Annotated in this window: 14 protein-coding genes; 12 read left to right on the top strand and 2 right to left on the bottom strand. The window is 39.4% G+C overall.

The features are described from left to right. Nucleotides 1-108: 108 nt before the first annotated feature. Both PLH43_RS03910 and asnA read right to left on the bottom strand, forming a co-directional pair. Nucleotides 109-2,202 (bottom strand): glutamine synthetase III, encoded by a 2,094-nt coding sequence (locus tag PLH43_RS03910; RefSeq protein ID WP_324360298.1) that lies wholly within the window; start codon nucleotides 2,200-2,202, stop codon nucleotides 109-111. Between the two features lie 29 nt (nucleotides 2,203-2,231). Beyond that, the gene (asnA, locus tag PLH43_RS03905; RefSeq protein WP_324360296.1) at nucleotides 2,232-3,239 is read right to left on the bottom strand and encodes an aspartate--ammonia ligase; all 1,008 of its coding nucleotides are present in this window, start codon (nucleotides 3,237-3,239) and stop codon (nucleotides 2,232-2,234) included. A 438-nt stretch (nucleotides 3,240-3,677) separates the two neighbouring features. On the opposite strand from asnA, the gene PLH43_RS03900 reads away from it, so the two are divergent. The 12 genes from PLH43_RS03900 (at nucleotide 3,678) to recJ (ending at nucleotide 18,793) form a co-directional block, all read left to right on the top strand. After that, complete coding sequence (locus PLH43_RS03900) at nucleotides 3,678-4,769, top strand: glutamine amidotransferase family protein (protein ID WP_324360295.1); 1,092 nt, start codon at nucleotides 3,678-3,680, stop codon at nucleotides 4,767-4,769. Next, nucleotides 4,769-6,274 carry a glutamate synthase-related protein gene (locus tag PLH43_RS03895; RefSeq protein WP_324360293.1) on the top strand — a complete coding sequence of 502 codons (1,506 nt, stop codon included), beginning with the start codon at nucleotides 4,769-4,771 and terminating at the stop codon, nucleotides 6,272-6,274. Before PLH43_RS03900 ends, PLH43_RS03895 begins: the two co-directional genes overlap by 1 nt. Nucleotides 6,275-6,287: 13 nt before the next feature. Beyond that, nucleotides 6,288-6,716 carry a 4Fe-4S dicluster domain-containing protein gene (locus tag PLH43_RS03890; protein WP_324360291.1) on the top strand — a complete coding sequence of 143 codons (429 nt, stop codon included), beginning with the start codon at nucleotides 6,288-6,290 and terminating at the stop codon, nucleotides 6,714-6,716. Between the two features lie 5 nt (nucleotides 6,717-6,721). Beyond that, nucleotides 6,722-7,960 (top strand): FAD-dependent oxidoreductase, encoded by a 1,239-nt coding sequence (locus tag PLH43_RS03885; protein ID WP_324360289.1) that lies wholly within the window; start codon nucleotides 6,722-6,724, stop codon nucleotides 7,958-7,960. Further along, nucleotides 7,950-8,672 (top strand): glutamate synthase, encoded by a 723-nt coding sequence (locus PLH43_RS03880; protein ID WP_324360286.1) that lies wholly within the window; start codon nucleotides 7,950-7,952, stop codon nucleotides 8,670-8,672. Before PLH43_RS03885 ends, PLH43_RS03880 begins: the two co-directional genes overlap by 11 nt. Nucleotides 8,673-8,704: 32 nt before the next feature. Beyond that, nucleotides 8,705-10,021: a type I glutamate--ammonia ligase gene (gene glnA / locus PLH43_RS03875; RefSeq protein ID WP_324360284.1), complete on the top strand. Its 1,317-nt coding sequence runs from the start codon at nucleotides 8,705-8,707 to the stop codon at nucleotides 10,019-10,021. A 29-nt stretch (nucleotides 10,022-10,050) separates the two neighbouring features. Continuing rightward, a complete protein-coding gene (locus tag PLH43_RS03870) occupies nucleotides 10,051-10,623 on the top strand; it encodes an ANTAR domain-containing protein (RefSeq protein WP_324360282.1) in 573 nt (190 codons plus the stop codon). Nucleotides 10,624-10,893: 270 nt separating this feature from the next. Continuing rightward, a complete protein-coding gene (locus PLH43_RS03865; protein ID WP_324360279.1) occupies nucleotides 10,894-11,190 on the top strand; it encodes a DUF1294 domain-containing protein in 297 nt (98 codons plus the stop codon). A gap of 139 nt (nucleotides 11,191-11,329) precedes the next feature. Further along, the gene (locus tag PLH43_RS03860; RefSeq protein WP_324360332.1) at nucleotides 11,330-13,405 is read left to right on the top strand and encodes a UvrD-helicase domain-containing protein; all 2,076 of its coding nucleotides are present in this window, start codon (nucleotides 11,330-11,332) and stop codon (nucleotides 13,403-13,405) included. A gap of 25 nt (nucleotides 13,406-13,430) precedes the next feature. Continuing rightward, nucleotides 13,431-15,662, top strand: coding sequence for an ATP-dependent helicase (locus PLH43_RS03855; protein WP_324360277.1), 2,232 nt, complete (start codon nucleotides 13,431-13,433; stop codon nucleotides 15,660-15,662). After that, nucleotides 15,659-16,492 (top strand): PD-(D/E)XK nuclease family protein, encoded by an 834-nt coding sequence (locus PLH43_RS03850; RefSeq protein WP_324360275.1) that lies wholly within the window; start codon nucleotides 15,659-15,661, stop codon nucleotides 16,490-16,492. Before PLH43_RS03855 ends, PLH43_RS03850 begins: the two co-directional genes overlap by 4 nt. Further along, nucleotides 16,493-18,793: a single-stranded-DNA-specific exonuclease RecJ gene (recJ, locus tag PLH43_RS03845; RefSeq protein WP_324360273.1), complete on the top strand. Its 2,301-nt coding sequence runs from the start codon at nucleotides 16,493-16,495 to the stop codon at nucleotides 18,791-18,793. Nucleotides 18,794-19,291: the final 498 nt, after the last annotated feature.

Below are 19,291 nucleotides of genomic sequence, written 5' to 3'. Positions count from 1 at the left end.
GGTTATGATATATAGAAGATCTACTGGATACCTATACATAATATAATCAAAGGCGTGCAATCTATTTTCGGCAATAGACTACACGCCTTTGTGAAGCTAATATTAATTTTAATATACACTGTATAGAAGCTCGCCATAAGTTGGGAATGGCCAATATTTTTTACCGATTTTAGTTTCAAGATTATCAATTACGCTTCTTAATTCTTGCATGTTAATGAATACAACTTCTCTATAGTATTTTGCAGTATTTAAAAGATCAGCTTGATTTTTTGCTTCTAGGATTGCATTATCCAATTTCTCAATATTTTTATAAAGGCAAGCGGCCAAATCCGATACAACATTAATTAATGATTCTTCAAGCTGGCAGTTTATTTCGCTGCTTATAGCTTTTTTGTTTCTTACAACCTCGGTTAAATCTTTAAGGTAATCAACAATTGCAGGTATAATACCTCTCTTCGTCATATCAAGTATGGTAAGTGCTTCAATGTGCAGTACTTTAATATATTCCTCCAGCATTATATGATATCTTGAATGAATTTCTGATTCTGAGAAGATGTTGTGCCTTGTAAATAGTTTTACATTCTTTTCGGATATAAAGTACGGAACAGCTTCAACAGTTGATTTAAGATTTAGAAGTCCTCTCTTTTCAGATTCTTTGACCCATTCTTCAGAGTAATTGTTGCCGTTAAATATTATTCTCTTATGGTTCTTGATTGTTTGTTTAATTATTGCAGTCAATTCTGCTTTGAAATCTCCGGCGCTTTTCAGTCTGTCGGCAAACTGTGACAGAGCTTCGGCAACAATAGTATTTAAAACAACGTTGGCATCGGATATGGAAGAACTAGAGCCCAACATTCTAAACTCAAATTTATTGCCGGTAAACGCAAAAGGTGAAGTTCTGTTTCTGTCAGTGCTGTCTTTAGGGAAATGAGGAAGCACAGATGCACCTATTTCCATTTGAACTTTTTCTTTTTGATTGTAGCTGGTATCGTTCTCAATAGATTCGATAATGGCTGTAAGTTCATCTCCCAAGAATACGGATATTATTGCAGGAGGTGCTTCATTTGCTCCGAGTCTGTGGTCGTTTCCTGCACTTGATATGGATATTCTAAGTAAATCTTGATACTCATCAACAGCTTTTATAACAGCACATAAGAACAACAAGAACTGTGCATTGTCATAAGGCGTTTCGCCGGGCTCCAAAAGATTTATACCAGTGTCAGTCGAAATAGACCAGTTGTTGTGTTTACCGCTACCGTTTACTCCTGCAAAGGGCTTTTCATGGAGCAAGCAAACGAGATCATGCTTGTTTGCAATGGTTTTCATAAGCTCCATAATTAACTGGTTGTGGTCAGCGGCAATATTAACTGTTGTAAATATCGGAGCTACCTCATGCTGGGCAGGGGCAACCTCGTTGTGTTTTGTTTTTGCTAAAACGCCAAGCTTCCAAAGCTCTTCATCCAGCTCTTTCATAAAGGCAGAAACTCTTGGTTTTATTGATGCAAAATAGTGGTCTTCCAATTCCTGACCTTTTGGAGGTCTTGCACCGAATAATGTCCTGCCGCAGTATATCAAATCCGGACGTTTTTGATATAATTCTTTGTCTATCAAGAAAAATTCCTGCTCCGGTCCCACAGTGGTTACAACCCTTTTTACATCGTCATGTCCAAAGATCTTCAGAATTCTCTTTGCTTGTTTGTCTATTGCTTCCATGGAACGAAGAAGCGGGGTCTTTTTGTCAAGAGCTTCTCCGCTGTATGAGCAGAACGCTGTTGGGATGCAGAGGGTGTTGTCTTTAATAAAAGCATAAGAAGTAGGATCCCAAGCAGTATAACCTCTGGCTTCAAAGGTTGATCTGATTCCTCCGCTAGGAAAGCTTGATGCATCAGGTTCGCCGCGGACAAGTTCTTTTCCTGAGAATTCCATGATTATATTTCCGTCACCAGTCGGTGAAATAAAGCTGTCATGTTTCTCTGCCGTCACTCCGGTGAGGGGTTGGAACCAATGGGTAAAATGAGTGGCTCCTTTTTCGATAGCCCATTCTTTCATAACAGTCGCAACAACATTAGCAACATCCAAGTTTAAATGTTTTTGCTCAGCCATGGTTCTTTTTAAAGCTTTATATACATCTTTAGGAAGTCTTTGCTTCATGATTTTTTCATTAAAAACCATACTTCCGAACACATTAGGTATATCTTGCATTTTAATTCCTCCTTATTAAATATAAGCAATTATAATAAATTGACTCCTTTTTCCTGACATACGGCAATTGTCTCGTCATCCCAAACGGACACTTGCACTTCCCCAATATGAGCTTTGGCAAGAAGAAGCATACAGATTCTGGACTGTCCGATTCCTCCTCCCATGGTAAGAGGAAGCTCTCCGTTTAAAAGCATCTTGTGGAACGGCAGGCTTCTTCTGTCGTCGCAATTTGCTTTTGTTAATTGCTCATCCAGGGATGCTGAATCTACACGAATTCCCATGGAACAAACTTCAAAAGCACAGCCTAAAACGTCATTCCAGAACACAATGTCTCCGTTTAATTTCCAATCATCATAGTCGGGAGATCTTCCGTCATGCTTTTGACCTGACTTTAATAGATCGCCTATCTGCATTACAAATGCAGTCTTATGTTCTTTCAAATAAGCATTTTCCCTCTCTTTTGGAGATAAGGAAGGATACATATCTTCAAGTTCTTGAGTGGTGATAAAACTTACATCTCTGGACAGTTCAACGGGGATTTGAGGATACAGTTTTTTCATGGCTTCAAGAGTGTTGCATACTGCATTCACGATTGATTTTACTGTTTCTTTCAAATAATCCACATTGCGATCTTCTCTTGTAATTACTTTTTCCCAATCCCATTGGTCCACGTATATGGAATGAAGGTTATCCATTTCTTCATCTCTGCGGATGGCATTCATGTCTGTGTAAAGACCTTCTCCCGGCTTAAATCCGTATTTATAGAGGGCCATTCTCTTCCACTTGGCCAGAGAGTGGACAATTTGCGCTTCGGTTTTTGTTTGCAATATGTCGAAGCTTACCGGCCTTTCCACACCATTCAAATTGTCGTTTAAACCTGTTTTCGGATCAACAAACAGCGGTGCGGATACTCTTCTCAAATTTAACGCCTTTTTTAATTCATCTTCGAAAATACTTTTTAGCATTCCTATGGCAGTCTGGGTTTCGTACAGGTTGAGCAATGATTTATAGCCTTCCGGTATAATTGTTTTTTTCATCTTACCATCCCTTTTTTCATTTTACCATTCCTTTCAAAAAATATAAGGCGCCACGAGTTTTAAAACTCATAGCGCCTTTGCTTTATATATGTAGTATAGCACCAAATCAATAAAATGTAAATACTTTTTTTGAAAAAATGCAGGATTATTTTCGTGAAGTTGCAAAAACATTCATAAAATCTTTTTTAAATACAGTATATAATAGGAAGGTTTTAAATCGGGATGAAACTCGAAAAAATAAATCCTTCAAATTTTTATTGACAGAATTTATTTTTTGACGTATTATAATAGTACAGTGAACAAAGGCGTTCACCAAACAACTAAAGCAAATTTTGCTTTTGCTGTTGGTGAGCGCTTTTTTACATTATAAATTATGCTATATATAACCAAGAGATGTATTTTGCAGAATACATGAGATTTTTTACAGAGGTGGGGTTTATGTTGAAAGAAGGTCAAACAAGGATACCGTCGGGATGTGCCATATCAGGTATATTTTCAAAGTCCGGCAAAAGAATTGGCGGAGAAGCTATTATCAAATCAATCGCAACAATGCACGACCGTTCAAACGGCCTGGGCGGAGGATTTGCCGGTTATGGAATTTATCCTGAATATAAAGACTTCTATGCATTCCATGTATTTTACGATGGGGATGTCGCAAAAGAAGAATGTGAGAAATTCTTAGAACGTCATTTTGATATCATTAATCTTTCCAAAATACCAACCAGAAAAACTCAGGGAATAACAGATGCCCCTTTGATTTGGAGATATTTCGTCACTCCTTTGCCTACAAAGCTCGATGAAAGCCAGCTCGATGAAAGGGAGTTTACAGCAAAGTGTGTAATGAAAATAAACATGAGAATAGATGGGGCATATGTATTTTCCAGCGGGAAAAATATGGGAGTATTCAAAGCGGTAGGTTTTCCGGAGGATGTCGGAGAGTTTTACAAACTGCATGAGTACGCAGGTTATTGCTGGACCGCTCACGGCAGATATCCAACCAATACCCCCGGCTGGTGGGGAGGTGCTCATCCTTTTGCACTTTTAGATTATTCGGTGGTTCACAACGGTGAAATATCTTCTTATGATGCCAATAGAAGAACTATTGAAATGTACGGTTACAAATGCACATTACTTACAGATACAGAGGTAATTACTTATATTATTGATTATTTAAACCGCAAAATAGGTCTAACTCTTGAAGAAATAGCGGGAGTTGTTGCAGCCCCCTTTTGGCAAGTTATTGACAGAATGCCGGAAGAAGAAAAAGAAAAATACACTTATCTTAGAAATGCTTTTTCTTCTCTTTTGATAACGGGACCGTTTTCCATATTGGCAGGTTTTGAAGGGGGAATCATGGCATTAAACGACAGATTGAAGCTTCGTTCCATGGTAATCGGAGAAAAAGACGACATGTTTTATGCAGCCAGTGAAGAATGTGCAATTCGTGTTTTAGAAGAAAATTTGGATAGGGTATGGTCTCCGAAGGGTGGAGAACCGGTTATCGCTACATTGAATAGAGGTGTTTTATAATGGGAATCAATTTTTTGTATCCGGAATATGAAGTTGCAAGAAATATCAACAGATGCATTAATTGCAGGGTTTGTGAACGGCAGTGCGCCAATGAGGTTCACAGCTATGACAAAGAGAAAAAAATGATGTGCAGCGATGATGCAAAGTGTGTCAACTGTCATAGATGTGTGGCTCTTTGTCCTACAAGAGCTCTTAAAATAGTAAAAACAGATCATACTTTTAAAGAAAATGCCAACTGGCGGGGTCCAATAATTAATGAAATATACAAGCAGGCGGAAAGCGGGGCCGTACTTTTGTCCAGTATGGGAAATCCCAATGCATATCCTGTATACTTCGATAAAATTCTGTTAAATGCATCCCAGGTTACAAATCCTTCTATTGACCCGTTAAGAGAGCCTATGGAAACAAAAGTGTTTTTAGGCAGCAAGCCGAGAAGTATACAAAGGGATAAGGACGGAAAGCTTGTTAATAATTTGTCTTGCGGAATTGAACTTTCTGTGCCCATTATGTTCTCCGCCATGAGTTATGGTTCTATCAGCTACAATGCCCACGAATCTTTGGCAAGAGCGGCAAAAGAAGCTGGAATTTTATATAACACAGGTGAAGGAGGACTTCACAGGGATTTTTACCAATATGGCAGCAATACCATTGTGCAAGTGGCTTCAGGAAGATTCGGAGTATATAAAGACTATCTTGAAACAGGCGCTGCAATAGAAATAAAAATGGGGCAGGGTGCAAAGCCGGGAATAGGAGGACATCTCCCCGGAAAGAAGATTGTAGGTGACATATCCAAAACCAGAATGGTTCCCGAAGGTTCGGATGCCATTTCTCCGGCTCCACATCATGATATTTATTCTATTGAAGATTTAAGGCAGCTGGTATTTTCGCTAAAGGAAGCTACAAATTATACAAAACCTGTTATAGTCAAAATAGCTGCTGTTCACAATGTGGCAGCTATTGCCAGCGGAATTGCGAGAAGCGGAGCGGATATTATTGCAATTGACGGATTCCGCGGAGGTACCGGAGCTGCTCCTACAAGAATCAGAGACAATGTGGGAATCCCCATTGAACTTGCTTTGGCAAGTGTTGACCAAAGACTTAGAGATGAAGGTATAAGGGACAATGTATCCGTTGTTGTAGGCGGAAGTATCAGAAACAGCAGCGATATCGTAAAAGCAATTGCATTGGGAGCTGACTGTGTTTATATCGGAACAGCTGCTTTAATTGCTTTGGGCTGTCATCTTTGCAGAAGCTGTCATACAGGAAAATGCAATTGGGGTATTGCAACCCAGGAGCCTGAACTGGTAAAACGCCTTAATCCGGATATGGGATATAAGAGACTTGTTAATCTTGTCAGTGCGTGGAAACACGAAATAAAAGAAATGATGGGCGGAATGGGCATCAATTCGATAGAGAGCCTTAGAGGAAATCGACTGATGCTAAGAGGAGTAGGACTTAATGAAAAAGAGCTTGAAATATTAGGAATTAAACATGCGGGGGAATAGGAGGTTGCTTTGGGTGAAAAGGGTATATGTAAATGAAAAATGGTGCTTGGCATGCCATTTGTGCGAATATTACTGTGCTTTTGCCAATTCAAATGAAAAAGATATGGTTAAAGCTTTAAAAGACATAGTTATACACCCAAGAATTCGTGTGGAACAAAAGGATAATATAAGTTTTGCCGTGTCCTGCAGGCATTGTGAGGAGCCTTTATGCGTAAAGGGCTGCATTACGGGGGCACTTTCAATTAAGGACGGAGTGATATCCGTTGACCAAAACAAATGCGTCGGATGCTTTACCTGTATCTTATGCTGCCCTTACGGGGCAGTAAGCCCGGGGGAGAAATCCGTTATTCAAAAATGCGAATTGTGCACCAATAACATGCATGGCAGTCCTCAGTGTGTAAAAGGCTGCCCGAATAATGCCATTGTATTTGAAGAGAGGTGAAGAAAATGAAATATGTGATAATAGGGAATTCCACAGCCGCCGTTGGAGCTGTGGAAGGAATAAGAAAAATTGATATGGAAGGCGAAATAACAATAATCAGCAAAGAGCCTTACCATGTATATTCAAGACCTCTTATATCGTATTTGTTGTATGGTAAGACCGATGAAGAAAGAATGAAATACCGCAAGGAAGACTTCTATGACGCCATGAATTGCAAGGTGCTTTTAGGAAAAAAAGCAGTTAAGATAGACGATGCTAAAAAAGAAGTTTTGCTCGATAGCGGGGAAGTATTAAATTACGACAAATTACTTGTGGCTACCGGCTCACTGCCTTTTGTTCCCCCTATGAAGGGGTTGGAAGGGGTCGAAAAACGATTTTCCTTCATGTCTTTAGACGATGCAAAAAAACTCGAAAGCGCTATTTCACCCAACAGCAAAGTTTTAATAATCGGTGCGGGACTTATTGGACTAAAATGTGCCGAGGGAATTTCAAAGAAAGTGGAAAGCATTACAGTAGTGGATTTGGCCGATAGAATTTTATCCAGTATTTTAGACAATGACGGAGCTGAAATAGTCAAATCCCATATAGAAAAAGAAAATGTCAGATTTATCTTAAACGCAAAAGTAGAGGAGTTTACGGGCAATAGTGCTCTGCTCTCCAACGGAGAGAAAGTTGAATTTGATGTTTTGGTAGTTGCTGTCGGTGTTATACCTAATACAGGTTTGATTAAAGATATAAACGGGAAGGTAAACCGGGGAATCGTTATTGATGAATTCTGTCAGACTTCCATACCTGATATATATGCCGCCGGAGATTGCTGTGAATCCTTTGATATAACTATAGATCAAAACAGGATCCTTGCTTTGCTGCCCAATGCTTATATGCAGGGTGAGTGTGCGGGAATCAATATGGCAGGGGGCAAAAAAGAGTTCGGAAAAGCAATTCCCATGAATGCAATATCTTTTTTCGGGCTCCACATCATAACGGCGGGAAGCTATGTCGGGGAAGTTTATAGCCAAATCGAAGGGGACAACTATAAAAAACTATTTGTTAGAGACGGACTGTTAAAAGGGTATATATTGATTGGAAATGTAGATAAAGCAGGAATTTATACAAGTTTGATAAGAGAAAAAACTCCTCTTTCTGAAATTGATTTTGAATTAGTCTTCCAAAGCCCCGGTTTAATGGCTTTTACAAGAAGAGAGCGCAGCAAAATGCTTGGAGGTGTAGTAAATGAATATTAATGCTGAAAACTTATATTATAAAGAATTAAATCAAAGAATAAGAGAAGCATCCGATAAATATATTGTCATAGAGAATTGTTTGGGACAGAGATATATAGGAACCGGGCAAGCCGATAAAGATATAACAATATACGGTACACCGGGAAATGACCTTGGAGCGTATCTGGACGGATGCACTATAAGGGTTAAGGGAAATGCTCAGGATGCAACAGGCGATACAATGAATGACGGAGTTATTTATATTCACGGAAACAGCGGGGATGCCTGCGGATATGCAATGAGGGGCGGAAAAATTTTTATTAGGGATAATGCAGGATATAGAACGGGCATTCATATGAAGCAATATAAAGAAAAAAAGCCAGTTATAGTTATCGGAGGCAGTGCGGGAAGTTTCCTTGGAGAGTATCTGGCAGGGGGAATTATAATAGTATTGGGATTAAACAGCGAAAATACTGTTCCGGTAGGAGACTTTTGCGGAACAGGCATGCATGGTGGTAAAATATATTTAAGGTGCAACACGCTTCCTTGCGACTTGCCCAAACAAGTGATTGCAAGGGAAGCAACTGGTGAGGATATGGAGGAAATAAAGGGGTATATAGAGGAATTCTGCCAAGAGTTTGGCAAAGACAAGGAGCAAATATTAAACTCCAAGTTCTTCTGTCTGATTCCCAATACCAAAAACCCCTACAAGCAGCTCTATACCCACAATTAACCGAAAATAGAACCGAAGGAGGTTTTCTGAGGATGACTTATGCTATGAAAGAGGTGCTGGAATTTGTAGAAGAGAATGATGTGAAATTTATCCGTTTAGCCTTTTGCGATATTTTAGGAATGCAAAAGAACATTTCTATCATGCCTCAAGAACTTGAAAGAGCATTCGAACAAGGTATATCCTTTGATGCGTCTTCTATTTTGGGATTTATGAATGTTGAAAAATCCGATTTGTTTTTACATCCGGACCCATCGACTTTAAATATTTTGCCCTGGAGACCTCAGCAGGGAAGAGTAATACGTTTTTTCTGCGACATAAAGCACCCGGACGGTAGAGCGTTTGAAGGAGATACAAGAAATATTTTAAAAAAAGCTGTAGAGCGTGCGGAGAAAATGGGGTATATATGTAAAATAGGTTCCGAATGCGAGTTTTATTTATTTGAAACCGATGAAAAGGGAAGACCTACATATATTCCCCATGATGAAGGACGATACTTGGATATAGCGCCTCTTGACAAAGGAGAAAACGTAAGAAGGGAAATTTGCCTTTCCCTCGAGCAAATGGGAATCCAGCCGGAAAGTTCCCATCATGAACAAGGTCCCGGGCAAAACGAAATAGATTTCAAATATAGTGATGCTCTCACCGCTGCAGATAATTTAATGACTTTCAAGGCGGTAGTCAAGGCTGTTGCATTAAGAAACGGGCTTTTTGCCTCCTTTATGCCCAAACCTATTTTGAGTGAGAGCGGCAGCGGACTTCATATTAATATATCCCTTTCAAAGGACGGAGATAATATTTTCAAGGAAGGGAATACTGATTCTTCTGCAGCTAAAAGCTTTATTGCCGGGGTAATCGATAGAATAGCGGATATTACTGCATTTACAAATCCGCTCACAAATTCATATGCACGGTTTGGAAGTTTCAGGGCACCAAAATTCGTATCCTGGTCCCATCAAAATCGTTCCCAGCTAATAAGAATTCCCGCCGAAACGGGAGAATACAGCAGAATGGAACTTCGCTCTCCGGACCCGGCTTGCAATCCGTACATTACGTTTGCACTTATTTTGCATGCGGGACTTGACGGAATCGAAAAGAAAATGGAGCTTCCTGAGCCCATTAATCAAAATCTGTTTAATGCAAGCAGCGATGAATTAAAAAATATCAAAGCTCTTCCGCAAAATTTAAAAGAAGCATTGGACGTTGCGTCAAGAAGCAGCTTTGTAAGAACCATTTTAGGAGAAGATATGTTAAGTAAATATTTAGAAATAAAGCTTGAAGAGTGGAACAGGTATTTTGAAAGTGAAGACAGGGAAAGCGTGGAAAGGCAGATGTATTTTAGAACAATTTAGGATTTTGATAGGGATAAGTCGGTGGTTATATGGACAGTATTTTAATTATATCGAGTTCCTTAAAGGTAAGTTCTTCATTGGAAGAGCTGCTTGGGTTTAATTCATCATACAACGAAATCGTTTTGGCTAAAAATGCCGGCGAAGCCAAAAGAATATTACTTGACAGGGATTTTGACTTATGCATAATTAACACACCGTTGACAGACGAGTTTGGAAGCAATTTGGCAATAAATATTGCAAGCAGGGGAACGGCACAAGTTATGATGCTTGTCAAAAGTGAATTGGAAGATGAAATATCGCACAAAGTTGAAGATTACGGGATATTTGTCGTAGCAAAACCTGTTAACCGTCAGCTTTTTTGGAGTGCTCTAAAACTTGTCTCTGCATCCCATAATAGATTGAAAGGGCTTAAGAAGCAAAATGAACAGCTTCAGAAAAAGATAGAAGATATTAAGTTTGTCGACAGAGCAAAGTGTGTTTTGATTGAGTACTTAAAAATGTCGGAAGCTGAGGCACATAGATTTATTGAAAAACAGGCAATGGATATGCGGGTTACAAAAAGAGAAATAGCGTCAAGAATTTTAAAAACCTATGAAAAATAAAAAAGTGAAATATTTTTTAAGAAATTTATTAAATAAATGAATAATTAGTTTTAAAAGGGTTAATAATTATTATTGACCTCACAATACATTTTAACCCCCTAATAGATGCCCTGGCGTAATGCCGGGGTTTTTAATTTGCAACGAAATTTGTTATAAATCGATAAAATTTGATATAATATAAATGTAATCCTGTTGTTAGCTTATTAAAAGTCTCTGTAATTTTTGGTAATTATGGAAACTGAATACTTGATGACGATGGGGGAAACGAATATGCCAAATTTAACATCCAATCCTAATATGCTTGTTTTTCTTCTCTTTGCAATAATAAATTTTGTCGGCTTTGTTTTAAGCGGGGTTGACAAATATAAAGCAGCAAGGAGTCTGTGGAGGATACGCGAAAGAACGTTTTTCTGGTTTGTGCTGATGGGCGGCGCACTGGGAGTGTATTTGGGGCTGCTTCTTTTCAGGCACAAAACAAGGCATCTTGGGTTTATGATAGGAATTCCGTTGATTTTTGCATTTCAAGTTTTGGGAATTGTTTTTCTCTATATATTGAGCCGGGCTTGATTTAGCTTTATCACGCCAATTTTGTCGTATCGTCAATCTATTCTTCGAAATTTGCAAATTGCCGGTTTGCTATATTTCCTTTTGCATTTTTTTACTGTTTTCATTAATCTTCCCGTGGTGGTATAATATATGAAGTAAAATTTTTGGAGGGATACCTATCATATTTTTCGATGATTTTGCAGGGAAGATTATTAAAGCACCAATAGAAAATTCAAAACTGATACTTAAAGGTCCTACCGGAAGCGGAAAATCTACTCTGCTTCTGGAAAGGTACAAGTATATGGTTGACACTCTCAAGGTACCCAGCGAAAAAATATTGATACTGCTTTTAAACAGAACCCAGTCTTTGGAATGGAGAACCAAGACATTTTTAGAGGGTTCCGGCGCAATTTTAAGAACTTCCTATTTTGGTTTTATCCAAGAGGAGATAAGGACCTATTATCCCCTTATTCTAAAAAACTGCAATGAGATTGTGAATAAAGATGTGAAGCCTGTATTTTTGACTTTTGAGGCTTCCCAGTTTCTTGTGTCCATTGTTTTGGACTGGCGCAGGCAGAAAAAAGGAGCCTTTGCGGGGGTTACCTCTTTTTCCGACAGGCTTGCAATCGATATGACGTCAAACCTTGTCAAAGCAGCCATTTCAGATATTCCCTACAGCGAGATTGGAAAGCGTCTTTATAATGCTCTGGAGAAAAAGGAAGACATTAAAAAGCGGGTGTACAGTGAAGCGGATGAGATAATAAGGGACTACAGAAAAAAGTGTATGGAGCTTGGCATATTTGACTTCGGCATGGCTGTGGAACTTTACAACAAGTGCCTCCTTACCGACGAGACATACCGAAATCAGTTGTTTCAAAGGATTGAACACCTAATTGTAGACAATATAGAGGAGTGCGTACCTTCCGAGGTTGACTTTATTAATTTCTTGATGCCCAACCTAAAAACCTGCCTTTTGGGATATAATCACGAAGGAGGGTATGGGCAGGCTTTTGGCAGCAATCACGAATATGTCAAACAGCAATTGATTGATAAAATGGATATTGTGGAGATGAACAAATCCCACACTTGCAAGGATTTTATGTATGAATTTTCGGACATGCTTTTTGATTTCATAGAAAACTCCGCACCGTGTAAATTCAAAGCACGGCCTGAGATAGAGAGGATCTTGCCGCTGGAGCTTAGAAGCGACATGCTTGATAGGGCAGGAAATAGAATCATTGAACTGATTGAGGATGAAGGATACAATCCTTCGGATATTGCGGTGATATCCAACTATTCAGACCCTGTTACTGAGTTTGTTATAGGAAGAATTCTTGAAAGACACGGATATGAGATTAAAAACTTGGCAAGAATGAACAAGATAATAGACAATCCCTTTTCCCAGGCACTGATAACTTTGGCACAGTTGTGCCACCCAGCTTACGGTTCGGTACCGGGAAGGGATGATGTTAGGGCGCTTGTAAGAATGGTACTTAAAATAGATCCGGTAAGAAGCTCCATTCTTGCGGGAGAGATACTTGCCCAAAGGCCCTTTGCCGAGTTCCCCGACATAGAGTTTCCGGGGCTTGTGGAAAGGGTCGGGTATTATAACATTGAAAAGTATGAGTACATAAGAAACTGGATAAAGGAATATAAAGAGAGGGAAAGCCCCCTTGAAATACATGAGTTTTTTCAAAAGGTTTTTTTGGAGATATTGCTGTCCGGCGAAGTGTCCCAAAAAGATATTATTGAAGCCAAAAAGCTTATTGACAGTGCGGAGTCCTTTGTCAATGTGGTTTCGAGGTTCAACAGGAATGCCAGCAAAGATTTTCTTGATATTGCAAAGAAGGGCATAAAGTCGGCAGAAAGCATATTTGAGCTGGAAGAAAAGCTTAGCGGCAATTTTGTGCTGATGTCAACTCCGGTGGCATACCTGTCAAGCCCTTTAAAATGCAAGGTAATGATACTTTTAAGCATCAGCAGCAACAACTGGACTCCAAGAAGCATCAAAGAGATAACCAACATTCATGTTTTGACGAAAACGTGGAACGAGAACGATATTTATACGGAGGAAATGGAAGAAAGAAATCAAAAGCATTATCTTGCAATTCTCATAAGATCGCTTTTGAAAAGATGTGAGGAAAAGCTTATAACCTTTGAATCCATGCTTAATGCCAACGGTTATGAAAATAACGGTATTCTGGCAGAATACTTTGACGAGATACTGACAAATTAAAAAATCTATTTGGGAGGCATGTTTCGTGGGGCTTAGAAAAGGGCAAAAGGAGCTTGTGGAAAGATACAGAGGCGGAAAATGTGCTATTCCGGCAATACCCGGGGGCGGAAAAACCCATTGCCTGTCTTTGTGGGCAGTGGAGATGATAGCTAACGGATACCATAAACCGGGTAAAATTCTAATTGTTACATACATGAATAGCGCTGTAAACAACTTTAAGCAGCGTATTTCTGCAGAGCTGCAAAAAAGAGGCATTAACGGGAGCAAGGATTACTTTGTATCTACAATTCACGGCTTGTGCCTTCAAATTGTCAAGGAAAAGCCCGACCTTATTGTTACAAACGAGGAATTTGAAGTAATTGATGAAGTGTCCAAGATACACTTGATTTCCAGTGCAATTGACGAGTGGAAGAGGTATAACGAAAGAGAGTTTCAGTTGTACCTTGATATGGAGAACTTGAGCTTAAGCAAGATGGGGGATGTATACAAAAGCTGGCATGAGAAGCTTTGCAGGATAATGCTCTCGGCTATAAGCGATTTTAAGGTAAAGGGAATTACTCCTTTTATGGCCAAAGAGAAATGCAAAAGTCTGGGCAAAGACTCTATTCTCTCATGGGCTTCCGACATATACGAGATATATGATAGAAAGCTTAAAATCGGAGGATACCTGGATTTTGACGATATGCTCTACAATGCAAAAAAGATGCTGGAAACCGATGAACACCTTCTTGAGAAATACCGGAAGAAATTCTCCTTTGTGTGTGAGGATGAGGCTCAAGATTCAAACTATATTCAAAATGAGATACTGACATTGATAGCCAACGGCAATCTGCTAAGAGTAGGAGACAGCAACCAGGCAATTTGCGGAAGCTTTAGCAGCAGCGATTTCACACTTTTTAAAAGCTTTTGCGAATCTCCTGACACGACGGTGTACAGTATAACCCAGTCCAGCAGAAATACCAGGGATATTATTGATTTGGCCAATTACTTTGTAAAGTATGTAAGGGCAAACCACCCGGTGCATGAGTGCCGTGACAGCCTGCTTCCCCAATATATCGAGCCTGTGCCTGAGGATGACCCAAGGCCCAATCCGGTTATAGACGAATATGGTATAAAAGCGGCTGTATTTGAATCGTGGGAGGAGGAGGCAAGGGGAGTTGTAATTCAGGCGATGCACATGATAAATAAACATCCGGACAAGACCATTGCCATACTTGTTCCCACAGCATGGAAAATGTCCCTTGTCATTAATATTTTAGAATCAAGAAAAGTTCCTTTTGAGCAGCTTGACAATACTTCCGGGGAGAGGAACAAGACTTTGAAGAAGCTTGGAAGGATTATCGACTTTTTAGCCGTTCCGGAAGATGGCGAAAAGTTTTCCAATATGATAAATGAGTGCATTCTAACCGGTGACTATGACAGCACTGTTTTTGCCGAGTCGGAGGATGAGCCGAAGACGGTGGGGCAGAGGGAGCTTTTAAGTGAGTTTATAAAAAAGTATCCTGTGGAAAAAATTCTTTATCCTATGGGAGGGATAATCGAAATTGCCGATGTTCCGAAGGAACTTCTTCAAACTGAAATCTGGAAGGACTTTACAGACAGTCTTGACATGGTTAGAGAGCTGTTGGAGTTTCCCAATACTGTTGTGGAAAAGCTTATTTTGTTCATATCGGAAAAGCTAGGCTTTGACAGGGAAGAAAGAGCTATAGCCCAGAAGGTCGCCGGGGATGTAAGGTACCTTATGAACCAAAATCCCCGCTGGAGGCTAAGTGACCTGGCTTTAGAGCTTTTAAGCCCTAAAAACATGTTCAACTATTTTGCAGGGATAGTCTGGGATTTAAAAGGCTTTGAGCCGCAGCCGGGAGTGGTTACGGTTGCCACATACCATAAATCTAAAGGCCTTGAATGGGATATTGTATTTCTTACCGGGCTCAACAACGCTGATTTTCCTGTCTTGCTTGAGGATAAATTTATGGGGGAATTTTGGTTTTTAAAAGAGCAGTACAAAAATCCCCAGGCTTTGGTTAAAAGTGAGATGGCAAAAATATTTGAGGGAAAAATCGTGGAAGATTCGGTTTTAGAATCCAAGTTAGAAACAATTTCAGAAAAAGCAAGGCTTCTTTATGTGGGTATTACCCGGGCAAAGGAATATCTTTTTCTGTCTTCCTATGAGCAAAACAAGGGGAAAAGGGTTGAACTTCCGTCAAGATATTTTCTTGAACTGAGACGGTATATTGAGGAGGCGGGGAAAGTATGAATAATGATTTGAGGTTTTTCAACTATTTTTTGTTTACACAGAATTCCATATCCACCTTTGAAAAGTGTCCGTTGAAGTTTAAAAAGAGATATCTTGAAGGGCTTAAATGGAAAAATGCCATAAGTGAAAAGGTAAAAAGGAGACGTGAGATGGGCGAAAGCTTTCATTTAATGGCCAGAAGATACTTTTTAGGAATTGACATCGGACTTAGAGAAGAAATTGAAGGATATGAAGAGCTTTCAAAGTGGATGGAAGCTCTAAAAAGCCATTTTCCAAAAACAGACGATGCACTGTATCTTCCTGAATACCAGCTTAGAATGGCAAAGGGAACTTTGAGACTTGAAGCAAACTTTGACCTCCTTGTGGTGAAAAAAGACGGTATTGAAATATGGGACTGGAAGACCCATGGAAAAAGCAAACCCAACAAGGCTGTTAATGACAGGAGAAAAGGCGATATGCTAAAAGCAAGCCTTCAGACAATGGTTTATCTTTTTGTGCTCAAAGAGCAGTCCCAAAGAGTGGTTCAAAGGGAAGTTGACTGCTCAAACATAAAGATGTTTTACTGGCAGCCGGACCCTGCCGGTATTTTAGCTGAAATAAACTACAGCGATGAAATGCATGAACAGTTTGGACAAGCTCTGCAATGCAAGATAGACGGCATTTTGCAGTATGATTACGAAAGCTTTGACAAAGAGCTTTACAAAGAAAACTGCCTGTATTGTGAGTTCAATTGGTTTTGCAACAATGAACGGGTTGATTTTCAGGCTGTGGAAGAGGATGAGGATTTTCTGGAAGAACTCGATTGGGACAGCATAGAGGAGTTGAGATAGATGAAAGTTAAAGTAAATATATTAAATCAGGGAGTTGAGTTGCCACAAGAAGTGCTGGATGCTTGCGGCGGTGACGAGCTTGTGGCAAGAATTTTTTACAACCGGGGGTATAAAAATCCCGAAACCATAAAACAGATGTTGAATCCGGAGTTTTATGAGCCTACAAAACCCTATGAATTTTCGGATATGCCCAAAGCTGTGGACAGGATATTTCGTGCCATAGACAATAGAGAAAAAATATGTGTGTACGGAGACTATGATGTTGACGGTGTTACCAGCACCGTCACTCTTGTTGAATGCCTGAGTTTTTTTACACAAAAGGTAGTCTACCATGTTCCTGACCGGTTTACCGAAGGATACGGCATGAATGAGGAAGTGGTAAGAAAACTTTTCCGGGATGGTGTTTCGCTAATAATCACCTGCGACTGTGGGATTTCCAATATCAAGGAGATAACTCTTGGCAAGGAGCTGGGAATGGATGTGGTGCTCACCGACCACCATACTGTACCCGACGAGCTTCCGCCTGCCGATGCAATATTAAACCCCAAGCTTTTGGAGGAGGGGCACAGGGCAAGGAATATATCCGGTTGCGGAATGGCGTATTTTCTTTGTCTTGCTTTGCTTGAGAAAAAGGGGCTGTCAGATAAAGCTGAAAATTTTTTGGATATGCTTGCATTATCCCTTATAGCGGATGTTGTAAGCCTTAACGGAGAGAACAGATACCTGCTTCAAAAAGCACTTCCCGCTTTGTTTAATACTAAAAGAACAGGGCTAAGACAGCTTCTTGAGGTGGCAGAAAAGAACGGGAAGCTTGAGAATGAGGAGGACGTTGCGTTTCAGATAGCACCCAGAATAAATGCGGCAGGAAGAATGGAGACAGCACGGCTTCCTGTGGAGCTTTTTTTATGCCGGGACGTGGAAAAGGCCCGCGTTATGGCTGAGAAAATTGATACATTGAATACAGAGAGAAAAAGGGTGCAGCAGTCAATCGTGGATGAAGCTGTGGAGATGGTGGAGACACGAAAGAAAAACAAGACAATTTTGGTGCTTTATAAAGAGTACTGGCACCATGGGATAATCGGGATTGCTGCCGGAAGGATTTGCGAGCTTTATCGAAAGCCGGCAATTCTGTTTTCTTTAAAAGAGGACGGGATTACCGCGGTAGGTTCAGCAAGATCCATTGAGGAGGTAAATATTTACGAACTGATTAAGGAGTGCAGCGAAAAGCTTCTTAAGTTTGGAGGGCATTCCCAGGCTGCAGGACTTTCAATCAAAAAGGATGATATTGAGGATTTTATCAGCCGGATTGAGCTGGAGGCAGAAAACAGATATTTTATAAAAGACATGATAAATGTCAATGCCGATATGGAGCTTAAGATAGAAAATATAGATGAAGAATTCTACAGCAGAATCCAATCGGCGGGACCCTATGGAGAAGGATTTCATGCTCCTTGCTTTTGCATAAGGAATGTTACTGTTTTAAGTGACAGAATGACGGAGAAAAAACATCATATAATGGTAATAGAAGACCAAAATGGAAACAGAATACCGGCGGTCAAGTGGTTTGGAGAGGATGAGTCCTTTGAAGGCAGGAACTTTGATATAACCTTCAAGGTCAGCCGAAACAACTACAACAAAGACGCAGGTATTCAACTGACTTTGGAATATATGTTTGAAACTTTCGGAGAATCTAGGAAGCTGTTTGAAGGAGAAATTTTAGATGAGAGAAAAACATCTATTGAAAACCTCTTAAAGAAATATCCCAATGCACAAATATTCTACGAAGGACTTCAGGCAACATGCCCCATTGAGAATACCGTTGACAGATTTTCGGTGAAAAGCTGCGGCGAGCTTATATTCCTCTCTACTCCTAGCAATACGGACATTTTTAAAGAGACCATTGCTCTTGCCAATCCCAAAAAGGTGATAATAAATTTTGGCGTTCTTCCGAATTATACCTTTAAAGGCTTTGTATTGAACCTTTTGGGGCTCATAAAGCACATAATTAATAAACGGAACGGAAGAGCTTATATTGATGAGCTTTCCATGAAGCTTTGCGTTGAGGAGAACATTGTAAAGGCGGGCCTAAAATATCTTGGGTCTTCCGGAATGTTAAACTATACCTTAAGCGATGATGAGCAGAAAGTTTATTTGTCGGAAGGAAAAGGTGTAGCAGATAAAAGTACTTTTATGGCAAAAAAGAACCTTGCCGATGCTTTGGCAGAAAAAAATGCCTATCAGCAGTTTATATTAAAGATGGAGATAGATAGATTTAAGGAATATCTAAAAAAATTCGATTAAATGAGTTGATAAAAGTGCATATCAATTGAGAATTTTTAACCGTAATTTCGAGTTTTTATATAAAATTCAGATTTCAAAAGTATTTAAAAAGTTTTTCTTAAGAATTATATTTCAGGTGTTTTTAAGCGTTTTATGAAAAGCGCCTAACCTCAATTAGCATTACTGTTTTTGGTGTTACTGCATTACTTACAGTACATTTGTTTTTTATATCAGTAAAAAAATGACAAGTAAAATCATGATAATAATATTGTTGAGTATTCTGATGAAAGCAAAAAAGCAATTACTCTAATGGAAGATTGGCCTATGTATGACAGTAAGATGCCTTATACAATGATGCAATTGCTGTTATTATAGGTGAGGTTTTAAAAATATTTTGATGATGATTGTATTCTTTGTGGTAATTGCCTCTAAAAATGTTTTTGCGTATGATAATGTAATATATGGGTAATGTAAATAATTTTGTGTATCGGAATTTTTACAATCCTTCTTAGCAAGAAA

The sequence above is a fragment of the Acetivibrio sp. genome (assembly GCF_035371925.1).
Lineage (GTDB): Bacteria > Bacillota > Clostridia > Acetivibrionales > Acetivibrionaceae > Hungateiclostridium.
Note: the sequence above shows the minus strand (reverse complement) of the source record. Positions and strands in the feature narration are given on the sequence as shown.